At 46.9% G+C, this 20,190-nt stretch carries 14 protein-coding genes; 5 read left to right on the forward strand and 9 right to left on the reverse strand.

Translation table 11 applies throughout. From position 1 onward, the window contains the following. Positions 1 to 471 carry a hypothetical protein gene (locus LZD49_RS22930; protein ID WP_234670003.1) on the forward strand — a complete coding sequence of 157 codons (471 nt, stop codon included), beginning with the start codon at positions 1 to 3 and terminating at the stop codon, positions 469 to 471. 53 nt (positions 472 to 524) lie between these two features. Here LZD49_RS22930 and LZD49_RS22935 read toward each other — a convergent pair whose 3' ends face one another. The 3 genes from LZD49_RS22935 to LZD49_RS22945 form a co-directional block, all read right to left on the reverse strand. Continuing rightward, positions 525 to 896 (reverse strand): hypothetical protein, encoded by a 372-nt coding sequence (locus LZD49_RS22935; RefSeq protein WP_234670004.1) that lies wholly within the window; start codon positions 894 to 896, stop codon positions 525 to 527. A gap of 192 nt (positions 897 to 1,088) precedes the next feature. After that, complete coding sequence (locus tag LZD49_RS22940) at positions 1,089 to 3,464, reverse strand: ABC transporter permease (RefSeq protein WP_234670005.1); 2,376 nt, start codon at positions 3,462 to 3,464, stop codon at positions 1,089 to 1,091. A gap of 87 nt (positions 3,465 to 3,551) precedes the next feature. Then, the gene (locus LZD49_RS22945; RefSeq protein WP_234670006.1) at positions 3,552 to 5,966 is read right to left on the reverse strand and encodes an ABC transporter permease; all 2,415 of its coding nucleotides are present in this window, start codon (positions 5,964 to 5,966) and stop codon (positions 3,552 to 3,554) included. Positions 5,967 to 6,010: 44 nt separating this feature from the next. Between LZD49_RS22945 and LZD49_RS22950 the strand changes: the two genes are divergently transcribed. Both LZD49_RS22950 and LZD49_RS22955 read left to right on the forward strand, forming a co-directional pair. Then, positions 6,011 to 6,226: a DUF2281 domain-containing protein gene (locus tag LZD49_RS22950; RefSeq protein ID WP_234670007.1), complete on the forward strand. Its 216-nt coding sequence runs from the start codon at positions 6,011 to 6,013 to the stop codon at positions 6,224 to 6,226. Beyond that, positions 6,226 to 6,627: a type II toxin-antitoxin system VapC family toxin gene (locus LZD49_RS22955; RefSeq protein ID WP_234670008.1), complete on the forward strand. Its 402-nt coding sequence runs from the start codon at positions 6,226 to 6,228 to the stop codon at positions 6,625 to 6,627. The genes LZD49_RS22950 and LZD49_RS22955 overlap by 1 nt, the downstream gene beginning before the upstream one ends. A gap of 3 nt (positions 6,628 to 6,630) precedes the next feature. On the opposite strand, the gene LZD49_RS22960 is transcribed toward LZD49_RS22955, so the two are convergent. From LZD49_RS22960 to LZD49_RS22980, 6 genes are all read right to left on the reverse strand, one after another. After that, positions 6,631 to 9,045, reverse strand: coding sequence for an ABC transporter permease (locus tag LZD49_RS22960; RefSeq protein WP_234670009.1), 2,415 nt, complete (start codon positions 9,043 to 9,045; stop codon positions 6,631 to 6,633). A 119-nt stretch (positions 9,046 to 9,164) separates the two neighbouring features. Beyond that, entirely contained in the window at positions 9,165 to 11,621 is a 2,457-nt protein-coding gene (locus LZD49_RS22965; protein ID WP_234670010.1) for an ABC transporter permease, read from the reverse strand. A gap of 386 nt (positions 11,622 to 12,007) precedes the next feature. Further along, entirely contained in the window at positions 12,008 to 12,142 is a 135-nt protein-coding gene (locus tag LZD49_RS35585) for a hypothetical protein (RefSeq protein ID WP_255721123.1), read from the reverse strand. Positions 12,143 to 12,221: 79 nt separating this feature from the next. Next, on the reverse strand, positions 12,222 to 14,603 hold the full coding sequence (locus tag LZD49_RS22970) for an ABC transporter permease (RefSeq protein ID WP_234670011.1): 2,382 nt from the start codon (positions 14,601 to 14,603) through the stop codon (positions 12,222 to 12,224). 100 nt (positions 14,604 to 14,703) lie between these two features. After that, positions 14,704 to 17,088 (reverse strand): ABC transporter permease, encoded by a 2,385-nt coding sequence (locus LZD49_RS22975; protein ID WP_234670012.1) that lies wholly within the window; start codon positions 17,086 to 17,088, stop codon positions 14,704 to 14,706. Positions 17,089 to 17,103: 15 nt separating this feature from the next. Then, complete coding sequence (locus tag LZD49_RS22980; protein WP_234670013.1) at positions 17,104 to 19,464, reverse strand: ABC transporter permease; 2,361 nt, start codon at positions 19,462 to 19,464, stop codon at positions 17,104 to 17,106. Positions 19,465 to 19,546: 82 nt separating this feature from the next. Here LZD49_RS22980 and LZD49_RS22985 point away from each other — a divergent pair, with 82 nt between their 5' ends. Both LZD49_RS22985 and LZD49_RS36140 read left to right on the forward strand, forming a co-directional pair. Beyond that, positions 19,547 to 19,786, forward strand: coding sequence for a hypothetical protein (locus tag LZD49_RS22985; RefSeq protein WP_234670014.1), 240 nt, complete (start codon positions 19,547 to 19,549; stop codon positions 19,784 to 19,786). Next, positions 19,779 to 20,189, forward strand: a complete 411-nt coding sequence (locus LZD49_RS36140; RefSeq protein WP_409021346.1) for a PIN domain-containing protein — start codon at positions 19,779 to 19,781, stop codon at positions 20,187 to 20,189. The genes LZD49_RS22985 and LZD49_RS36140 overlap by 8 nt, the downstream gene beginning before the upstream one ends. Position 20,190: the final 1 nt, after the last annotated feature.

Raw genomic sequence — 20,190 nt, forward strand, 5'->3', positions numbered from 1 at the left:
ATGGAAGAAAACGAAAAATCCTTCAAACAACTGATCAGCAAAGCCGCGGCCGAAGTGCCGTCGGATGCATTCACGCAGGCAGTCATGCTGCGGGTGCAGGAGGAATCGGCATTCCATGTATTAATGCAGCAGAATGCGGTTGAAATGCCTTCCGCTACGTTCAGTAACGCCATTATGGCCGAAATTCGCGCGAGCCAGCCAGTAACCGCTGTCAAGCCTTTTGTTCCACGGAAAATGTGGTATTGGATAGCGGCGGCCTGGGCAGTGTTGCTGATTGCCTGTCTCTTTGTTCCCGGCAACGAGGAGTCATCTGCCTTGCTTGGCGGAGTGAATACCGTAATGCTTTCCAGCAAAGTATTCACTGAAAGGCTTTATGTCATCCCACAATCATACATGCTCACAATAATCGGCTTATCGTCGCTCCTGCTGCTGGATTATTTCCTGCGGAACAAATGGGTGCTTAGCAAATAAAACAGCCAGGTCGTATGACCTGGCCGCTCGTTCATGGCTATCTGTTCAATCTGTTATCCTCTGCGGTTGGAACGGTTATCTGAACGATGCTGATAAGCGAACAAACGTTGGCGCTGTGCAGGGGTCAGCACGTCCAGGATCTCTTTTTGCTTCTCCTCTTGCAGTCTTTTCACGCCTTGATAAGTGTGGTATCTCTGGTTCTTGCCTGTCAGACGATCATATTTGTTTTCGATTTTTTTGATCTGATTTTCCTGTTTACGGCTCAGCTTCACGATTTCATCCAGCTTGTTGATTTGCAATTCCTCGTAAACATTATCGGCGCGGGCGTCGATCACGGCAGGGTTTGGTCTGTTATAACGCTGAGCGAAAGTGTTTCCAGCTGTCAGGGTAACTATGGCGGCGATGGCGAAAATGATCTTTTTCATGGTTTCCAAATGTTTAAATTGTTTGTTTATGTCTTTTAGAGGGGTATTTCCTCTCCAAGTTTAACGCACTGGAAACGCAATCTGCGAAATGTCACTGCTGATAGATGTTCTCCTGCTTTTAATCGACGAATGGTGTTACCGCCTGCTGGATAGCATACCCAGCAGCGCAGGTGCTCTGGTAAAGCAAGAAAGTCATTCACTTCGTAGTGACTTCACAGGATTCATCAACGCCGCCTTGATCGCCTGGAAACTGACCGTCAGCAAGGTAATGGCCACGGCCAGCAACGCTGCCACCACAAAAACAACCCAGTTCAGTTCTATGTGATATTCATATTTTTTCAACCAGTCGCTCAAAAAATAAAGCGCTATGGGTGAAGCGATAACGCAAGAAATGACAACCAGATAGACAAACTCTTTGGAAAGCATCGCCCACATTTGCGCCACGCTTGCGCCCAAGGCTTTTCTGATACCGATCTCCTTCGTGCGCTGTTCGGCCGTGTAGGCCGCCAGCCCAAACAAACCCAGGCAGGAAATAAACACTGCCAGCACTGCAAAAACCCTGGCAAGCTTTCCGATCCTTTCCTCTGCCCTGAATTTGGCATCGTATTCTTCGTCGGCAAATTTGAATTCAAAAGGGGAATCCGGGTCATGCTTGCGGAAAACGGCTTCCACTTTCTTTAAAGCCTTGTCTACCGGTGCCCCGGGCGTGAGTTTGACGTTGATCAGGTTAGCCCATTCGTAATTCAGCATAAAAATAGTGGGGACTGCCGGCTCGTAAGGCGACTGCATCACCATGTCCTTGATCACCCCGACCACCTGACGCGGCTTGCCATTGTAACGGATCGTTTTTCCAATTATATTTTTAAGGCCTGTCAACTTTACGGCCGATTCATTTAGGACAAATGCAGCTGTATCTGTCGAAAAATCCCTCGAAAAGTCGCGGCCTTCAATAATTTTCCAACCGATTGTTTTACCGAAATCATGCGTACAAGCGATCGTACCAAACAGTGGCACTGATCCCGGCGCCAATCCTTCCCATTCAAAACCTATCTGATTGGAATAGATACCCGTGGTAGGGCTCGACGATTCGCTCATTTCATAAACGGCACCTGTTTTGATGAGATCATCCCGCAACGGATAGTACTTACCCCACAGGTTGGGCGAGATATTGACCTGTAAAAGTCCCTGCCGGTTATAGCCCACAGGTCGGTTTTTAGCGTGATTGATCTGCTGGAAAACGATAATGGTCCCAATAATCAGCGTGATCGAAACTGTAAACTGCACCACAACCATGACCTTCCGCGGCACGGCTGAATACTTACCGACTTTGAATGTGCCTTTCAAAACAGACAATGGATTGAACGACGAAAGATAAAATGCCGGGTAACTTCCCGCAACGAGCCCGGTAAAGATCGCGAACACGACCAGCGCCAGCCAGAACTGCCAGTAAAAGAACGGGAATTTGACATGCTTACCGGCCAGATCATTGAATGCCGGCAATGACACCAACACGATCAGAATAGCAAGCAGCAACGAGAATGTGACCACCAGATACGATTCGCTCAAAAACTGGAACACCAACTGGCTTTTCACTGAACCGATCGACTTGCGAATGCCCACTTCCTTGGCCCGCTTTTCGGAACGTGCCGTGCTGAGGTTCATAAAATTGATGCAGGCCAAAAGCAATACGAACACGCCGATAATACCAAACAGCCACACAAACTGGATGCGCCCGCCTACATTCTGCCCGTCCTTGAAATCGGAATACAAATGCCAGCGGCTCATCGGATGCAGCATGTATTGCGGCTTGTCGGTTTTAGAGAATGCATGCGGCATTTCCACATCCCTGATTTTCCTAGAAACGGTAGCGATGTCGGCATGGTCTGCCACTTGTGCGAACCATTGAAATGAGTGGTTACCCCACTGCGTTTCAGACTCCTTCACCCAATTTTCCGACTTCAGATAATCACTCCACGGCAGGATCATGAACAGTTCATTAAAACTGGAATTGAAAGGAATGTCCTCATAAACGCCGGTTACTTTTACATCCTTCTTGATATCCAGTTTCAGCGTTTTATTCAAAGGATCCTCATTTCCGAACAATGCCTTTGCCAGCGATTCGCTGATGACGACCGATCCGGGGTTTTTGAGCGCATTGTAATCTCCCCGAAGCATTTTCAGCGATAGCATTTCCGGAAACGACGGTTGCGCCCACATCCCCGATTTGTTAATCTTCTTGTCGCCGTTGGCAAGCAAATGGCCAAAATTCCACGAAGCCAGCGAAGTATGCTTGAAATCCGCCGAATATTTGGTCGCCATCTCGATCACCGAAGGCTGGGAAACGGCTGTGCCCGTGCCCGTTTGCCCATTGAAAGTCTGGCTGATCCAGGCCTGCACAATTCGGTCATAATTTTTATGGGATCTGTTGTAGGAAAGCTCATCCCACACCCAGAGACCTATCAGCATGGTAACAGCAATACCAACCGCCAGTCCGACGATATTGATCAGGGAATAGACTTTGTTTTTAAGAAGGTTACGGAGTGCGATAACCAGGTAATTCTTGATCATGACTAATTCAGGTGTAGTGAGAGTTTAGTTATGCATTTCGCGAAAGATGTAAAAACACAGTCGCGGGTTGCATCTGCCAGAACCTGATTATTCACTTCTTAATGCTTTCACCGGATTGGTCATAGCTGCCTTCATGCTTTGGAAACTAATGGTAACCAGTGCAATGAGCACGGCCGCCACTCCCGCCACCGCAAACAACCACCAACTGATGCTTACCTTGTAGCTAAAATCCTGCAACCATTCATTCATGAAATACCAGGCAATCGGCGAAGCGATAATCAACCCGATTACAACCAGTTTGATAAAATCGACCGAGAACAGTCCGAAAATGTTCAGCGCAGACGCACCGACAGCCTTTCGTATGCCCATCTCCTTCGTGCGCGACTCTGCCATGAAAGCCACCACACCGTAAAGGCCGAGGCAACCGATAAAAATGGCAATGAAACTCAGGATTTTGAAGAGCGAGAAAAACTTGGCTTCCTTTTCATAGAAACTGTCGAGTGTCTGATCGTAAAACGTGTATTTAAATAAATAGTCTGGAAATGCCTTTGTCCACGCCTTTTCAATACGGTTCACCTCGTCGAGTCCGGCATTCTTATCCAGTTTTACACTCAATGTTCTGTAATTATCGCGCATAGTTGTCATTACGCATGGGATGATTTCCTGATGAAGTGTGTAAGTGTTAAAATTCTTGACAACCCCCACCACCGGCAGTTTGAAATCCGACCCTCCGATCGTGAGCCGTTTACCAATGATGTCCTGAGGATTTTTAAAGCCCAGCTTCTTAGCAAATGCTTCATTCACTAAATATTCACGAATAGTATCTGCCGGCAGATACGTGCGCCCCGCAGCCATTTTCAAGCCATAAGTATTGAAATAAGCTGTGTCGGCCGGGCGCATTACCACCTCAAAATCGAGGAATTCGGCATCGTTTTCATATTTGAAACCCGTTTGCCAGTTACTTCTTGACATAGGTGTAAACGCACTGAATGCAATGGACCTGACACCTGGGATCGCTTGAATGTCCGCCCGCAATGCTTCCAATACCCCTGCCGGCTGATCCGGAATAGCGATGTTGACGATCTCATCCTTCTCGAAACCGAGGTCCATCGAGCTGAAATATTTCATCTGGCTGTAAGCGATCAGCGTGCCGATCAGGATCACCTGTGAAATAGAGAATTGAAGCACGATCAGCCCTTTACGCAAATTGGACTGGCTGCTCCCCGCGGTCCGCAATCTTCCTTTTAATGCCAGGATCGGCTGGTAACCTGACACAACCATCGCGGGGTAAAATCCAGCCAGGAAGGTTGTAAGGAAGGTCAGTACAACGCAGCACAGTAACACATACGGATCTTTAAAAAACAATACATTCTTCGATTGAATATTGAGGATGTTGCCAACATAAGGCAGCAGCAACTGCGCCAAAACAAGCGCCAGCATCACCGACAACACCGTGATAATGCCCGTCTCAGAAAAATACTGTCTGAGCAACTGGCCTCTGGTGCTGCCCAACACTTTCCGCACACCCACTTCCCGCGAACGACGCAGGGCTTGCGCAGTAGCAAGGTTTACAAAGTTGACGCAGGCCGTAATAAGAATAAATACTCCGACCAGCGACATCGCCCAAATCATGCCTTTACTAATCGATCGATTGGCATAATTTCCGGTCTTGGTCGCAAAATGGATGTCCTTAATCGGTTGTAAGACGAATTTCAATTTCTCGGCATCCTTCGGTTTCCGGTATTTGCTGTTGAATGCCAGCAGCTGTTTTTCGAACTGCGCTTCGCTTACATTTTTAGGCAACATCAGGTACATTTGTCCGCCTCCGTAGGTCGAAACCCAATCGTCCCAATTTGTAAAAGCACCGAACTCCTTTAATGAGGCAAAGGAAAGCATCGTCGTAAACGGCAAATTGGTTGTTAAAGGTGGGTCAGCCACAATGCCAGTCACCACAAAATCCATCTGGTTCCTTACCTTGATGCTCTTGCCCATTGGATCGGCGTTGCCAAAAAATCTCACCGCCTCAGTTTCTGTCAAAACTACCGAACCTGGGTTTTTGAGCGCTTGCGTCGGCGAGCCTTTCAGCCATTTGTAGTCGAACATCCGGAAGTACTCGGGGCCGATGAATGCGATATTGTAACCCGGATCGGCAAACTTCTTTTTCTCTGAACCCTCTGTTACCGTAATCAACGTTTCGCGCAACCCGTATGTGCAGGTGACCTGGTCCTTCATCTCCGGGTAATCGTTACGCAACGCAGCTAGCGTCGGAAGCGGAATACCTGCACTAAAACCCTTTTCTCCGTCTTCAATGCTGTGATTGAGCAAGCGATACAGCCGGTTTGCTTTCTTGTGGTGGCTATCAAAACTCAACTCGTACCGGACCGTAAAAAAGATCAGCAGACAACACGCAAGGCTCAAAGTAAGCCCTGTGATATTGATCAAAGTAAAATTCCAGTTGCGCCGAAGGTTTCGGAACGAAGTTGTTAGATAGTTTTTGATCATGGCACCTTATTTTTTATTTTTGAATACAATCAAAAGATATAGCTATGTTGACGTCGGTGAGCGGAATTTATGAGAACGGGAAAATAATACTGGACGAAATTCCTGCGATTCAAAAGAAATCAAAGATTGTGGTGACGTTCCTGGAAGAAATGGAAGAATCAATTACCCCTAAACGCCGCCTAGGCAGCTTGAAAGGCAGAATTGGCACTTCCGATGACTTTAATAATCCACTGGATGATCTGAACGACTACATGCATTGATGAAATACCTGCTGGACACCCAAATCGCTATTTGGTCGCTGGAAGACCATGCGAATCTCAAACCTGCAATCCGTAACATTCTCGAAAATCCTGATAATTCTGTTTTGATCAGCCCCATAAGTCTGATCGAAATATCTATCAAACTTAAACTGGGCAAACTTCCTCAATTTACGGTCGGTATTGAAGAGGTTGCCAGTCAACTATTACGTGACGGGTTCGAAATACTCCCCCTTGTACTTGGCCAAATCTACGCTTATCAATTGGTTCCTTTTTATGACGATCATCGCGACCCATTCGACCGGATGTTACTCGCGATATCCTTACACGAACAAATTCCAATTATTTCTTCTGATGAGAAATTTGAACGCTATCAGCCGCTTATCTCCGTCTTAATTAATTAACTATTATTCGCTTCTTAGCGATTTCACCGGGTTCATCAGCGCGGCTTTGATACTTTGGAAGCTCACGGTGACTACCGCAACAAGGACTGCTATTCCTCCAACGGCTACAAAAATCCATGGGCTGATCTCAACGCGATAAGGATAATTGTCCAGCCACAGCTGCATCAGATACCAGGCGGCGGGTGTAGAGATAAGAATGGCAATGAGCACCAGTTTAACAAAGTCTTTGGACAGGACAAAGACCAGACTTGCAATGCTCGCCCCCAGGACCTTTCTCACACCAATCTCTTTGGTGCGTTGCTCCATCACGATCAGTGCAATAGCAAAAAGCCCAAGACAGGAAAGAATCACAGCCACTGCCGATGCCAAACTGAAAATCTGTGAAAGCCTTTCCTCTTCCTTATACCAGGCATTGGTGTTCTCATCAAGAAAAGTGCCAATAAACTCCGATTCTGGTGTGATTTCCTTCCAGGCATTTTGCAGCTTCTCCATTGAGTTGGCGAGACTCTGCGGCGTTACACGCACGAAGATGTAGCTTATGCCACCAGCATGGGACAAATACATGGTAATAGGCTTCCTCTCAGCTTTGGATGAATATAGGTTGAAGTCGGGGACAACTCCGATGATTTGGTGTTTGATACCGGCTGTGTCGGTCTGGAAGAACTTGCCGACCGGGTCTTTCTCTCCAATAGCCTTCGCCATACTTTCGGTAATAATGACCCTTCCCATGGAATCTGTCGGATAAGCGGGATTGAATTCCCTGCCGTCGATTAGCTTGATATTGAGCGTTTTGAGATAATCGTAACTGATGTGCAGCCAGTCGGTATTCACTTCGCGGTCTTTGAATGTAAAGCCAATTACGCTGCGTGAAGAACTTCTGTCGCGGCCCATACCCAAATTGACGCCCGAGCCGGTAATACTGACAATATTCGGATCGTCGGCGAGCAGGTTCCGCAACCTGCGCAAAGCGGTTTGGCCATCGACTTTGTTACCTACCGGAATGCTTATCACCTCCTCTTTCTGAAAACCGAGCGGTTGCTTCCGAAGGTGGTCCACCTGCTGCATGGCGATGATCGTGCAACAAATCAGCAGGCTCGACAAAGCGAACTGCGCGATGATGAGGGAATTTCTCAACAATCCCGGCCTTTTAAGCGAAACTTTCCCTTTCAGAACCTCCACCGCGTTGAATTTCGACATTTGCAACGCCGGATAACCACCTGCTACAAGCGTGACAAACAAGAAAAGCCCAACCAGTAAAGCCAGCTTATCAGGCTCGAAAATGTATTCCAGGCTCAACTTGGCATTAAATGTCGCATTGAATGCAGGCAAGAGCAAAATCGACAGCACGATACCCGTCAGAAAGCCGAGGAAACAAACCACGCCTGCCTCGCCCCAAATCTGGAAGAAAAGCTGTTGCTTCAATGCACCCAGCGATTTGCGCACGCCTACTTCCCGCGCGCGGATAAACGAGCGTGCCACATTCAGGTTTATGAAATTGATGCAGGCGATCAGCAGGATAAACAAGCCGATTCCCATTAATGCATACACGAGTGAAGCGCCTTTACCACCCGAAATTTCACGATCGAAGTGAACATCTGCCAGTTTTTGCAATCTTAATGCATACAAATCCCCTCTTTCGTCAGGTTTTCCTCCCTTCTTTTTAAGTTTGGTCAAAGTTTCCGCGAAATATTTGGCTGTGAAAGGTCTTAGCTTTTTTTCGAAAGTAAGCTTGTCGATACCCGGTTTTAATTTCAAATATACGTTGTGCGAAAAAGCGTCCCATTGGTCCTTTTGCTGCTGGTATCCGCCAACATTTTCGCTACGCAAAAAAACATCGAATTGCAGAGAAGAATTTTGCGGGAAGTCTGCGAGAACGCCGGTAACTACATATTGCTTTTTATTGCCCTCCAACCCCAGATTGACGGACTTACCCATCGGATCCTCCGAACCAAATACGGCCTTGGCCATACTTTCGGTAATGACAATGTTGCTCAGGTTCTGAAAGGCAGTTTTTGGATTTCCTTGTAAAAAGGGAAAGGAGAAGATTTTGAAAAAGTCAGGCTCCGTGAATTTGATATTCTTATCGAAGAATTTCCCCTTGTACTCAATCACATCCGAGCCGTTTATAACCCGGGCAATGGATTCTATTTCCGGATAGTCGGCCCTCAATGCCGGTGTAATCGGAAATGGCATCGATGCCGTACGACCGACACCCTCGGGATCGTTCGCGAATAAATAGGGCTGATAAATCCGATCGCTGTCTGCGTGGAAATTGTCGAACGACAGCGAAAAATAGGCTGTCAAAAACAGAAATACGCTTACGCAGAAAGCGACGGACAATCCTACCACATTGATGAACGCATATCCCTTGCTCTTCCAAAGGTTACGCAGCGCAATTTTAAAATAGTTTTTAAACATGATCTTTTTATTAAGGGAGAAGAGGAGGATGGAGGAAAAAGGAGCAAGGAGGAAAGAGGCAGGATTATATTTCTCTGTATATTCTATCCTACCTTTTTTCCCCTTCCTCCCTTCCTCGTTCACTCCGATTTTAATGATTTAACAGGATCCGTGAAAGCCGCCTTAATGGCCTGAGTACTCACCGTTAGCAACGTTATGATCACCGCAAGCGCGCCTGCACCGGCGAACATCCACCATTGCATGCTGATTTTATAGGCAAAGTCATTCAGCCATCGGTTCATCAGATACCAGGTTAGCGGTGTGGCAATGACGATGGAAATGATCACCAGTTTTACGAAATCACCCGACAATAGCCCCACAATGCTAGTAACCGAAGCACCAAGTACTTTCCGCACGCCAATTTCCTTGATCCGTTGCTGGGCTGCGAATGCGGCCAGACCGAATAACCCCAGGCATGAAATCAGGATCGAAATGATGGTAAATGCATTGACTAACCTCGATGTACGGGCATCAGCAGCGTAATTTTTCTGAAAGTCATCGTCCAGAAAGGTGTAGGCAAAAGGCTCATCGGGAACGATAGACTTCCATTTACTTTCGATAAATGGCAGCGTCGACGCCGCGTCCTTACCTTCGATATGCGCTATCAGGTAGTTGTAGCTGGGTTTCAAATTGAGAAAAAAAGCATAAGGTTCGATGACTTTGTGCAAATCCTGAAAATGGAAGTCCTTCACAACCCCGACAACCTCGATACTTCCAGGCGTGTCACCGCCGCTATTAAACAAAAATCGCTGACCAACAGCCTTTTCCAGCGGAACTCCGAACTTCCGAAGCGTCGCCTCGTTCACCACCATCTTATAATTTGTATCTGCGGGGAATTCCTTGGAAAACATTCGGCCGGCTGCCAGCTCAAAGCCCATTGCTTCCATGAAATCCGGTGCTACCCAATTGGTTTTGACCAGATTATCGTCATTCACCGTTTGGCCTGGAAGGTAAACGGACATATCGCTGGGATTCAGAATACCCGGATAGTAGGCCGTCCCGGATGCCGCAGATATCCTGCTGTCCTGCAAAAGCTCATTTTTAATTGCTGTATAAGCGTTCCTCGACTCTTCGCTACGGAACGGGATCACGATTTGCTGATCCTTTTTGAAACCTAATGGCTGCTCTTTCATAAAGCGAATCTGCCCCTGAATAACGATCGTAGCGACCACCAATCCGATGGAGATCACAAACTGGAAAACCACTAGTCCGCGGCGTAATGCGGTTGCCGATACCGAATTAACAAACCGACCCTTAATGACATCCAGTGGATTAAATACCGACAAATAGAAGGCAGGATAACTACCTGCGAGCAAACCGGTTACCAGCGCCAGAAGTACAAACCCGCCGATGATTTTTAGTTGAAGCAGATCCCTGATAAGAAGCGTTTTATCGGCGAGCTGATTAAAGAATGGCAGTAATAGGAGAACCGATGCAACGGCAACAAATAATCCAAGAAAAGTAAGCACCATCGATTCGCCCAGGAACTGGCCCACAAGACTGCCTTTGCCGGCCCCCATCACCTTGCGCATGCCTACCTCAGCAGCGCGCTTAGCCGACCGGGCAGTAGCAAGGTTCATAAAGTTGATGCACGCAATAAGTAGCGTAAATACCGCTATACATCCTAGCACGTACAAGTAAGTCGCACTTGTAGTGGAACTCACGATGCGGTCGATCTGGCTGAAAAGGTGAATATCACGCACTGGCAATAGCACGAGCCTTTTATCATAACCTGCTATTTTGAGGTCCTTACGGGCGTATTTCTCAATAAAAGCAGGCAACTTACGGCTGAATGCCTCGCTGTCAGTACCCGGCCTGAGGCGCAGGTAATGATAAAACATATTGTTATTGGTAAAATTGAGATCAGGCTGCCGAAGGTAATCGCCGATCCAACCTACCTTAAACGTCACAAAATAATGCGCATCGATATGCGAACGGGCGCTTTCATCACGAAAAACGCCGGTTACCTTGAAGCTTTGATTGCCGCCGGTTTTACCACCGACCTTAATCGTCCGGTTAAGCGCAGGTTCGTCACCGAAAAGTTTATGAGCGAGTACATCGGAGAGAACAATGGAATACGGGTCATAAAGTGCCGTCCGCTGGTCGCCTTCCAGGAATTGATAGGTAAAAACATCAAAGAAGGTTGAATCGACGTGTGTGCCCTTGGTTTCATAAAAGGCAACTGGGGCATTTCCGGGCTGATCCACCGTCAGTAGAGCTTTGTCTTCCAGAAAATTTTGCCAAAGGCGTGTTACCTGGGTAACTTCCGGATATTCGGCTTTCAAAGCCTGTGCGTAAGGTGCCGGCGCGCGAGGGTTATCCATTTTCTCCCCGTTAGGCTGGACATTCTCTGACCGCACCAGGTAGAGATCGTTGGCATGCTCCTGATGCTTATCGAACGAAACCTCGCTCAGGATATACAGCAACAGGAGCATGCAACAGGTCATCCCGACCGAGAGGCCGAAGACGTTGATAATAGAGAACATCTTGTTTTTCAAGACATTCCTCCAAGCAATTTTCAGATAATTTTTAATCATGGCTAATGTTTTGGATGACATCCGCGCTCCTTAAATGAATAATTGTACCAGCGGGCCTACATCGACAACAAAATACTAATAATCAATTAGTTAAATCCAGTTAAAAACAACAAAGGTGTCCGTTTCTGGACACCTTTGTTCGATATTGAAATTACATATTAGTATGATAAATGCACTTGTCTGGCACTTCGAACCCTGATGATATTCACGGTATGGTTATCATCATCAATAAAATAACAAACACGTATTTTGTAAACCTCAAATGCCCTGAATGCTTCATCACCGTCACCTCGGAACTTGTCGGGGCTAAATCTTCGCGGATATAAATAAAGATTTTTTGAACTGGATCAAGGCTGCCCAATCCCACCGAATTTCATATACTTTTTCTACCATTCATTGATTTCAGGTTCTGCCTCTTCTTGTGTGTGATACTTTCCGGATTTGATGCGAGCAAGCGCTTCGTCCAATTCTGCATTGTATTTCTCAATCGAGACCCGCTCATCACTGTCAGACCTTTTCAATTTCAGGAAAGTCTCGATAATACCGACAAGGACTTCTTCTCCCCCTCTCCTAAAAGCGGCAAGTAGCTTACGATATCATTTATTCACTCCGCAAACTCTTCACCGGATCTGCCAGGGCAGCTTTAATCCCCTGAAAACCGACTGTGCTAACTGTTAACGCCAAAGCTCCCAATGCAACCAGCGCGAAAACATACCACGGCAGGTTGACATGGTATTCGAAACTGGCCAGGTATTTGATCACGAATGTGTAAGCCAGCGGTAAACCAACGAGCAATGCAATGACAAGCAGGATCACGAAATCGCGCGAAAGGAGCATGGCTATTCCCTGCACACTCGCTCCCAGCACTTTCCTAATGCCTATTTCTTTCGTCCGTTTACTGGCTGCGAGTGAGATAAGGCCGAATATCCCTGCAAGGGCAATGACGATCGCCAGCAACGTCACAAAGTTGACCATTTTCCAGATCCCGTCCAGGTCGTTGTATTGCTTGCCGAGTTCTTCCTGCATGTAAAAGAACTGGAACGGACGTTTCGAAGGTATTTTCTTCATTTGCTTTTCAAGTCCTGCCAACACACTTTTGGCCTTTGAAACGTCCGCAAATTTCAACGTGAGATAGCTGTTCAGGCTGGGTGGGCCATCGTACCAATGCAGCAACGGCTCGATCCGCTCTTTCAGCGGCCCGTAATGGAAGTCTTTCATCACACCTATCACCGTGTAAACGTCGGGATTGTTACCTTGCCGGAGACGTTTCCCAACCGCCGCCGTCCAGCCAAAGGCCTTCCGCGCTGCCTCATTAATGACCACAGGATGCTGATCGCCTTTTTTGTCCAGCGCTTCCGAGAAATCCCTTCCCTCAACGATTTCTATGCCATAAGTACTGGTATAATCGGTACTTGTGCCCACATGGCGCAAACGAATATCCTTTTGATCGACGCCTTCCGGTGTGTAGGTATTATAATTGTTCCGATAGCGTGTAGGAACGACGCCGGAAGTCGCCATGCTCTGGATTTTTGAATTCTGCTTCAATTCGTCAAGAATTGGTACAAATCGGGCAAGCGCGACACTTTCATCTTTGTATTGCAGGTCAGAGGCTACTACTATGATGTTTTCGCCTCGGAACCCGGTGTCGGCCTGCCGCATATAATTAATCTGCCAGCGGACAGCGATTGCTCCGATGACCAACACGATGGCGATGACGAGCTGGACGACGATCAATGTCCCTTGTGTCCAGTTGCCCGACGCAGGCTTACCCGAGATCTTTCCTTTCAGCGTGTCGCGTAGATCAAGCTTATTCAAATATGCGGCCGGAACAGTTCCAGCCACAAATGCAATAATGGCAATAATTCCCATTAATGTCAGGAGAGTGGTCGAATCTTGCTGCCAGTTTACTACTAATTGCATTCTTCCCTGCCTGAACTCGTTGAACTGCGGCACCAGATAAAGGACGCCGAACATGGCCGCGATCAGCAGCGATCCTAACAAAACAAGCGCCGCCTCGGTCCAGAATTGCGCCAGCACTTGCCCAAGCGTCGAACCTGTCACCTTCCGGACAGCGACCTCTTTTACACGCGTGAACGACATCGCTGTGTTTAGATTCACCATATTGATACTAATGATCAACACAATAAATACCGCAATGGTAATGGCACCATAGATCATCCAGCGAAAGTTGGGATTCTCGTAATGGATGTATTCTTCCAGTGGCGCGATGCGGATCTGCCTTTTTTGCCCGTCTGCATGAAAGTGACTTTTTGCAAAAACGGGAAATTTCGCTTCCAGTTTTTTGGCATTCGCATCTTTCCGTAATTTGAGGTATACAGTGGCGAAAGTGTTATACCAATCCGCATTGGAAGCAAAGCCCTTATTATCTTCAAGATTGGAAATAGGAAGCAGCACTTCAAATTGAATGGAAGAATTCGCGGGGACCGGTTCCAGTACGCCGGTGACGGTAAATGACATCGAGTCTTCCACAGTCACCGTCTCACCCAAAGGGTTTCTATCCCCAAACAACGCTTCTGCCACTAGCCCATCGAGCACTACCGACTGCTTGCGTTTCAGTGCCGTAGCCGGGTCCCCATATTTTAGTTTAAAAGAAAAGACGTCAAAAAAAGTGCTGTCCACATACTTAGTGGTCTTTTGTAAATCCTTTCCCTTATAGTTAAGCCAAACATTGTTCCATCCCTGTACGTGAGTACCGGTTTCAATTTCAGGGTAGGTTTTGACCAACTGTTCGAGGATCGGGTATACCGTTTGGTTGTAACGTCCTCCTGCATCGGTAGTCTGCACAAAGTAAATGCGGTCGTTGTCCCGATGGAAAGTATCGAACGTAATGCCACGCTGGATAAAAAGGATGAGAACGCCGGCACTGGCCAACCCCAGCGAAAACCCCAGCACATTGATCGCCGTAAACAACCTGTTTTTCCACAGCGTGCGGAAGGCGATTTTGAAGTAATTTTGTAACATGGCGTTAGGTTTTTTGGGATCGCCGACCATTGACCGCCGACGGCCGATTGTGGTGGTAATTGTTAGATATCTCCCCTGGTCGGCGGTCGGCAAATGGCGATCACTCCGTCCTGAGACTTTTAACAGGATTCATCATCGCAGCCCTGATGCTTTGATAACTTACCGTAAGAACAGCGATGGTTATGGCCAGCAGCGCTGCCCACGCGAAGTATGTCCATGACATCGAAATGCGGTAGGGAAAATCCTGCAACCACACATTCGCACCATAATAGGAAACTGGCAATGCAATAATGATGGAAACGACCACCAGTTTGACGAAATCCATCGAAAGCAGCGCGGTAATGCTAGCTACCGACGCTCCTAATACCTTCCGTATGCCGATTTCCTTCAACCGCACTTCCGCATTGAATGTCGCCAGTCCGAACAAGCCGATACAGGAAACGAAAATGGATAAAATCGCTGCAAAAGTGATCATCTGCTTCCATTTCGCTTCGGATTCGTAGCGTTTCACGTTGGCTTCGTCTTCAAATTTATATTCAAAGGGCAGGTACTTGACATGCTGCCGGTAGATCTTCTCAATTGCTCTGATAGTCGCCGGAAAGTCTTTGGTATTGAGCTTGGCGTAAACCGTTCCGAGTCGGTAACCGGGATCCTGCGTTAGCACCAATGGCTTGATCGTATCTTTAAGCGAAGCATAGTGATAGTCGCGGATCACGCCGATGATGGTCATTTTCTTCTTTTTCCACTCAAAATCCACCTCCTGCCCGATCGGATTCTTTAACCCAGCCTCTTTCACAAATGCCTCGTTTACAATAATGGCATCTGCCGGATCGGTAGAAAATGCTTTGGAAAAATTCCGGCCTTTCAACACCGGGATTTGTAATGTGTTAAGGAAATGATCATCCACACCAATGTATCCGAAACCGATTTCACGCCCACCAATCTTGGCACCGGTCCCATTGTAATTACCATTGAACGCCGCTACCGAGGTGATTCCCGACGTGTTTCTCAGCTCGTTCTGAATGACCTCCATGACTTCCTTCGCCGGCCCGCCGCGACCCAGGTTAATACTGACCAGATTTTCATCGTTATAGCCCAGATCTTTATTAGTAAGGTATTTGAATTGGGAATAGATCACAATTGTTCCGATAACAAGGCACACCGACAATGCGAACTGGAAAATGACTAGCCCTCTTGTCAGATAATTCTTCTGCGTCAACTTCGTGCGGTTATAGAGTGTCTGGACAGGGCTGAAGCCTGACAGTACTAATGCCGGATAAACGCCCGCTACCAGGCCGGTCATCGCAAACAATGCGACATAGCCTGTTACCAGCCCAGTATCCAGCAGATAGGACAGCGCAAGCTGTTTATTAGCCAAATCGTTGAAAATGGGCAGCACGACCTGCGTCAACGCAATCGCGAGTGTAAATGCCACGAACGACAGCAGAAACGATTCTCCGAGAAACTGATAAATGAGCTGTTTGCGCAAACCGCCGACTACTTTTCGCACGCCTATTTCCTTCGCACGGTTAAGCGATCGCGCCACCGTCAGATTAACAAAATTAATGCAAGCGATGAGCAGGATAAAAATGGCGATACCTGAGAGAATATAAGAATAGATCGGGCTGCTGGCGTGATCCAGACCATTATGCAGATCCCCGCTTTCACTTTTCAAATGCATATCCAGGAACGGCATCAGACCAAAAATCACCTGATTTTTGAAATCTTTTTCCTTGCCCGGTTCGGCCGTCATCTTACTTTTCGAAACCTGGTTCATCTTCTTCATCACGGACTGATAATCAGCCTTTTCATGAAGCAAAAGAAAAGTATTCATGTAAAAACCAAGCCATTCACTATCCGTCCAGCCCTTGGCTTCCTGAAATTTGAAAGGCAATACGGCATCGAATTGGATCGACGAGTTTTGCGGACAGCGTTTGGCTACGCCGGAGACGATGAAGGGTTCGAATTCATCCCCGATTTTCAGGCTCATCGTCTGCCCTACCGCATTCGCCGACCCGAAATACTTTTCGGCCAGATCTTCGCTCAAAACAATGGAATGAATATCCAATAAAACTGTTTTGGGGTCTCCTGAAAGCAAAGGCATCGAAAACACCGAGAAAAAGGGTTCGTCTGCAAACAGCATATCCTCTTTCAGTATTTCATTACCTTTTTTAACCACGAAAGAATTGGTTTGCGCACGTACGACCTCCTTGATTTCTGGTATATCCTGCTTGAAAGTAGGGCCGTGAATTGCATTTGTACTTCCAAAAATGCGGGTTTCATCTTCATGTTTACTTGTAACCATGACACGATAGAGCTGATCCTTATTCTTTTGAAAGCGGTCGAAACTCACTTCGTCCTTGGTGTAAAGAACGATGAGCATACAACACGTCAACCCAAGTGACAGCCCGGCAATGTTGATCAAAGAGAAAACCTTGTTTCTTGTAAGGTTTCGGATGGCTATTTTGAAGTAACTTCTGAGCATGGCGATAAACGTATGCTATTCGGATTTTAATGACTTAACCGGGTTCATCAGGGCTGCTTTTATTGCCTGGAAACTAACTGTAAGCAAAGCGATCAGCAGCGCGGCCACACCGGCAAAAGCGAAATACCACCATTCCATTTCGATCCTGAATGCATACTTTTCCAGCCAGCCATTCAAGAAATACCAGGCGATAGGAAATGTGATAATGGCCGCTATGACGACCAGTTTCACAAAGTCTGCGGATAACATCCCTACCAGATTAGAAACGCTCGCACCAAGTACCTTGCGCACACCGATTTCCTTGGTACGTTGCTCCGCTGTAAATGCGGCCAGACCAAATAGCCCGAGACAGGAAATGAAAATGGCCAGGAAGGCAAAGTAGTTGGAAAGCTTGCTGACTACCGTCTCGGCCTTATACAAATTGCCAAATTCTTCGTCAGCGAAATGATATTTAAACGGGACACCGGAATTGTAGCGCCGGAATACCTTTTCGATACTTGCGATCGCCTGCTTGGTCTGCCCGGGCTGTGTACGGACCAACCCTACGCCCCATGCTTCTTTTTTAGGCTGCAGGCCCACAATCAATGGTTCAATAGCAACATGCAGCGATCCAATGTGAAAGTCCTTCATCAGGCCGATGATCTTCCCCTTTTTACCCCACATGGTCAACTCCTTGCCCACCGGGTCCTTATAACCGATTTTCTTTGCCGCGGCTTCGTTAACGAGATAATTGGATGTGTCCGTACCAAACGATGGGCTGAAATCCCGGCCGTCCAGAAGCCTGATCCCCATCGTCTGTACAAAGTCAAAACCGACCGGATTGACGTTAAAAAGCAACTGCTTGGTGGTATCCTTCCCCGGCCAGTGCACACCCATTGTCGAACTGCCGTAAGCGAGTGGACTGGCTTGTGACCTCGCCACCGATTTGATACCCGGCTCATTTTCCAAAGCCTGCTTGAATGCATCGAAATTGGTGTTCATCGTATTTTCGATATCAGGAATATAAAGCAGGTTTTCCTGGCTGAAACCGAGATTTTTATGCTGGATGTAATCGATCTGCCGGTAGATGACGATCATTGAGAGGATCAGCAAAATGGAAAGGCCGAACTGGAACACCACGAGCCCCTGGCGGAAATAAGTTGCACTGGGTTTGAACTTCAATGCGCCCTTCAAGATCGTAACAGGATTCAGCGACGACATAAAGAATGCCGGGTAGCTTCCCGCAACCAGTCCGGTGATCAGCGTCAGGGAAAGCAATAATATCCACAATGTAGGATCAAGGAAATCCAGGGCAAGCTGCTTGTCGGTCAACATATTGAAGCCCGGTAGCAATGCTAATACAATCGCGATAGAAACCACCAATGCAAGCAACGTAATGAGGATGGACTCACCCATAAACTGGCCGATCAGGCTCGTTTTGTAAGCGCCAACGACCTTTCGCAAACCCACTTCCTTTGCTCTTTTCACGGACCGTGCCGTTGCAAGGTTCATAAAATTGATACAGGCGATGATCAGTATGAATATGGCCACAATCGTAAACATCCGCACATATTCGATACGTCCCCCGTTTTGCTTACCGGCCTCCCAGTTCGAATAGAGGTAGGATTTACCGTAATTGATCAGAAAGAGGTCGACGTTGCTGTCCTTATTTTTAGTTTTGATATACCCTTTGATCTTTGCATTGACTTTGTTGATATCGGCATTCTTAGCCAGCATCACAGCGCAGCGCGGACCATTGTTTCCCCATTCCTTTGACCACGCTGCGTCCTTTTGCCAAACGTGATAGCTCATTAGAAAATCGAATTTCATGGACGAATAGCGGGGAATATCTTTCAAGACCCCGGTCACCACCACATCATCCTTGTTATCAACCCGAATAGCCTTGCCGATTGGATCCTGGCCTTTGAAGTACTTGTCCGCAATCTTTTGAGATATGACGATCCCATCCGGACGTTTGAGCGCTGTTGCTGCATTGCCCTGGCTTAGTTCGAATGAAAACATCGACAAGAAATCACCCTGCACATATCGACCTTTCTCGTTGTCATAAATATTGCCCACACGCAAAACCGGTGCTTCCTCCCAAAGTACCTGGCTCGCTTTCTCGATTTCGGGAATGTCTTTGACAATGTTTTCGGCCAGGATGCCCGGCGTAGCCGCATAAGTGTTGATGTCGCCCGAATAATGCTGATTTTCCATCACAGAGTAAAGGCGCTCGTCGTTCATATGAAAGCGGTCCATCCTCATTTCATCCTGCACCCAAAGCATAATCAAAAGGCTGCAAGCCATCCCAAGCGCCAGTCCGAGGATATTGATCAGGCTGAACATCTTGTTTTTCAACAAATTTCGCCAGGCGATTTTTAGATAATTCTTAAACATACCGTTTGTTCATTGGTGATGGAATAAATCGTCTCTTCGACGTGTTATTTCATATATTTGATTATCAGACAATTTAACAGCTATGGAACTAGTTAGGAAAGTAATCGTCCCTACCAGCACAACTTTAACCATGACGCTTCCCGAGGAAGTGATCGGGAAAGAAATTGAAGTTGTTGCATCCGAAGTCAAAACCCCTCATGCATTAACGGACCTGGAAAAGCAACAAAGGCTAGAAGCCATTAAGGCAATTTTCAAGGATAGTCGTATTGATCTAAGCAACTTTAAATTTGACCGCGACGAAGCGAATAATTACGATGAATGATATTTCACTGGATACTAATGTGCTCGTGTATTTGTATGATGCAAGTCAGCATGAAAAAAGACATCTTAGCGAAATTATTCTTTCCTCGAATCCAGTCATTAGCACACAGGTCGTCTCAGAATTTATAAATGTGACAAAAAGGAACCTTAAACTTCCCAAAAAGGACCTCTTACACAAATGCAACCAAGTTTTCAGTCGATGTGAAATTGTATCGGTTGATCAAAAGATGCTTGACAATGCACTATACCTTGTAAAAAAGTACGATTTTCAGATTTTCGACAGCATTATTATTTCTTCCACGCTAGCCGCCGGTTGCCGTACTCTTTACTCCGAGGATTTCCAACACAATCAGGTTATTGAAGGAAAACTGACTATTATTAACCCCTTCCTCGAACCTCAATAAT

It is taken from the genome of Dyadobacter sp. CY261 (genome assembly GCF_021440085.1).
Lineage (GTDB): Bacteria > Bacteroidota > Bacteroidia > Cytophagales > Spirosomataceae > Dyadobacter.

Coding starts and splice junctions, on each gene's coding strand:
- LZD49_RS22930 (WP_234670003.1), top strand. CDS start 1: ATGGAAGAAAACGAAAAATCCTTCAAACAACTGATCAGCAAAGCCGCG.
- LZD49_RS22935 (WP_234670004.1), bottom strand. CDS start 896: ATGAAAAAGATCATTTTCGCCATCGCCGCCATAGTTACCCTGACAGCT.
- LZD49_RS22940 (WP_234670005.1), bottom strand. CDS start 3,464: ATGATCAAGAATTACCTGGTTATCGCACTCCGTAACCTTCTTAAAAAC.
- LZD49_RS22945 (WP_234670006.1), bottom strand. CDS start 5,966: ATGATCAAAAACTATCTAACAACTTCGTTCCGAAACCTTCGGCGCAAC.
- LZD49_RS22950 (WP_234670007.1), top strand. CDS start 6,011: ATGTTGACGTCGGTGAGCGGAATTTATGAGAACGGGAAAATAATACTG.
- LZD49_RS22955 (WP_234670008.1), top strand. CDS start 6,226: ATGAAATACCTGCTGGACACCCAAATCGCTATTTGGTCGCTGGAAGAC.
- LZD49_RS22960 (WP_234670009.1), bottom strand. CDS start 9,045: ATGTTTAAAAACTATTTTAAAATTGCGCTGCGTAACCTTTGGAAGAGC.
- LZD49_RS22965 (WP_234670010.1), bottom strand. CDS start 11,621: ATGATTAAAAATTATCTGAAAATTGCTTGGAGGAATGTCTTGAAAAAC.
- LZD49_RS22970 (WP_234670011.1), bottom strand. CDS start 14,603: ATGTTACAAAATTACTTCAAAATCGCCTTCCGCACGCTGTGGAAAAAC.
- LZD49_RS22975 (WP_234670012.1), bottom strand. CDS start 17,088: ATGCTCAGAAGTTACTTCAAAATAGCCATCCGAAACCTTACAAGAAAC.
- LZD49_RS22980 (WP_234670013.1), bottom strand. CDS start 19,464: ATGTTTAAGAATTATCTAAAAATCGCCTGGCGAAATTTGTTGAAAAAC.
- LZD49_RS22985 (WP_234670014.1), top strand. CDS start 19,547: ATGGAACTAGTTAGGAAAGTAATCGTCCCTACCAGCACAACTTTAACC.
- LZD49_RS36140 (WP_409021346.1), top strand. CDS start 19,779: ATGAATGATATTTCACTGGATACTAATGTGCTCGTGTATTTGTATGAT.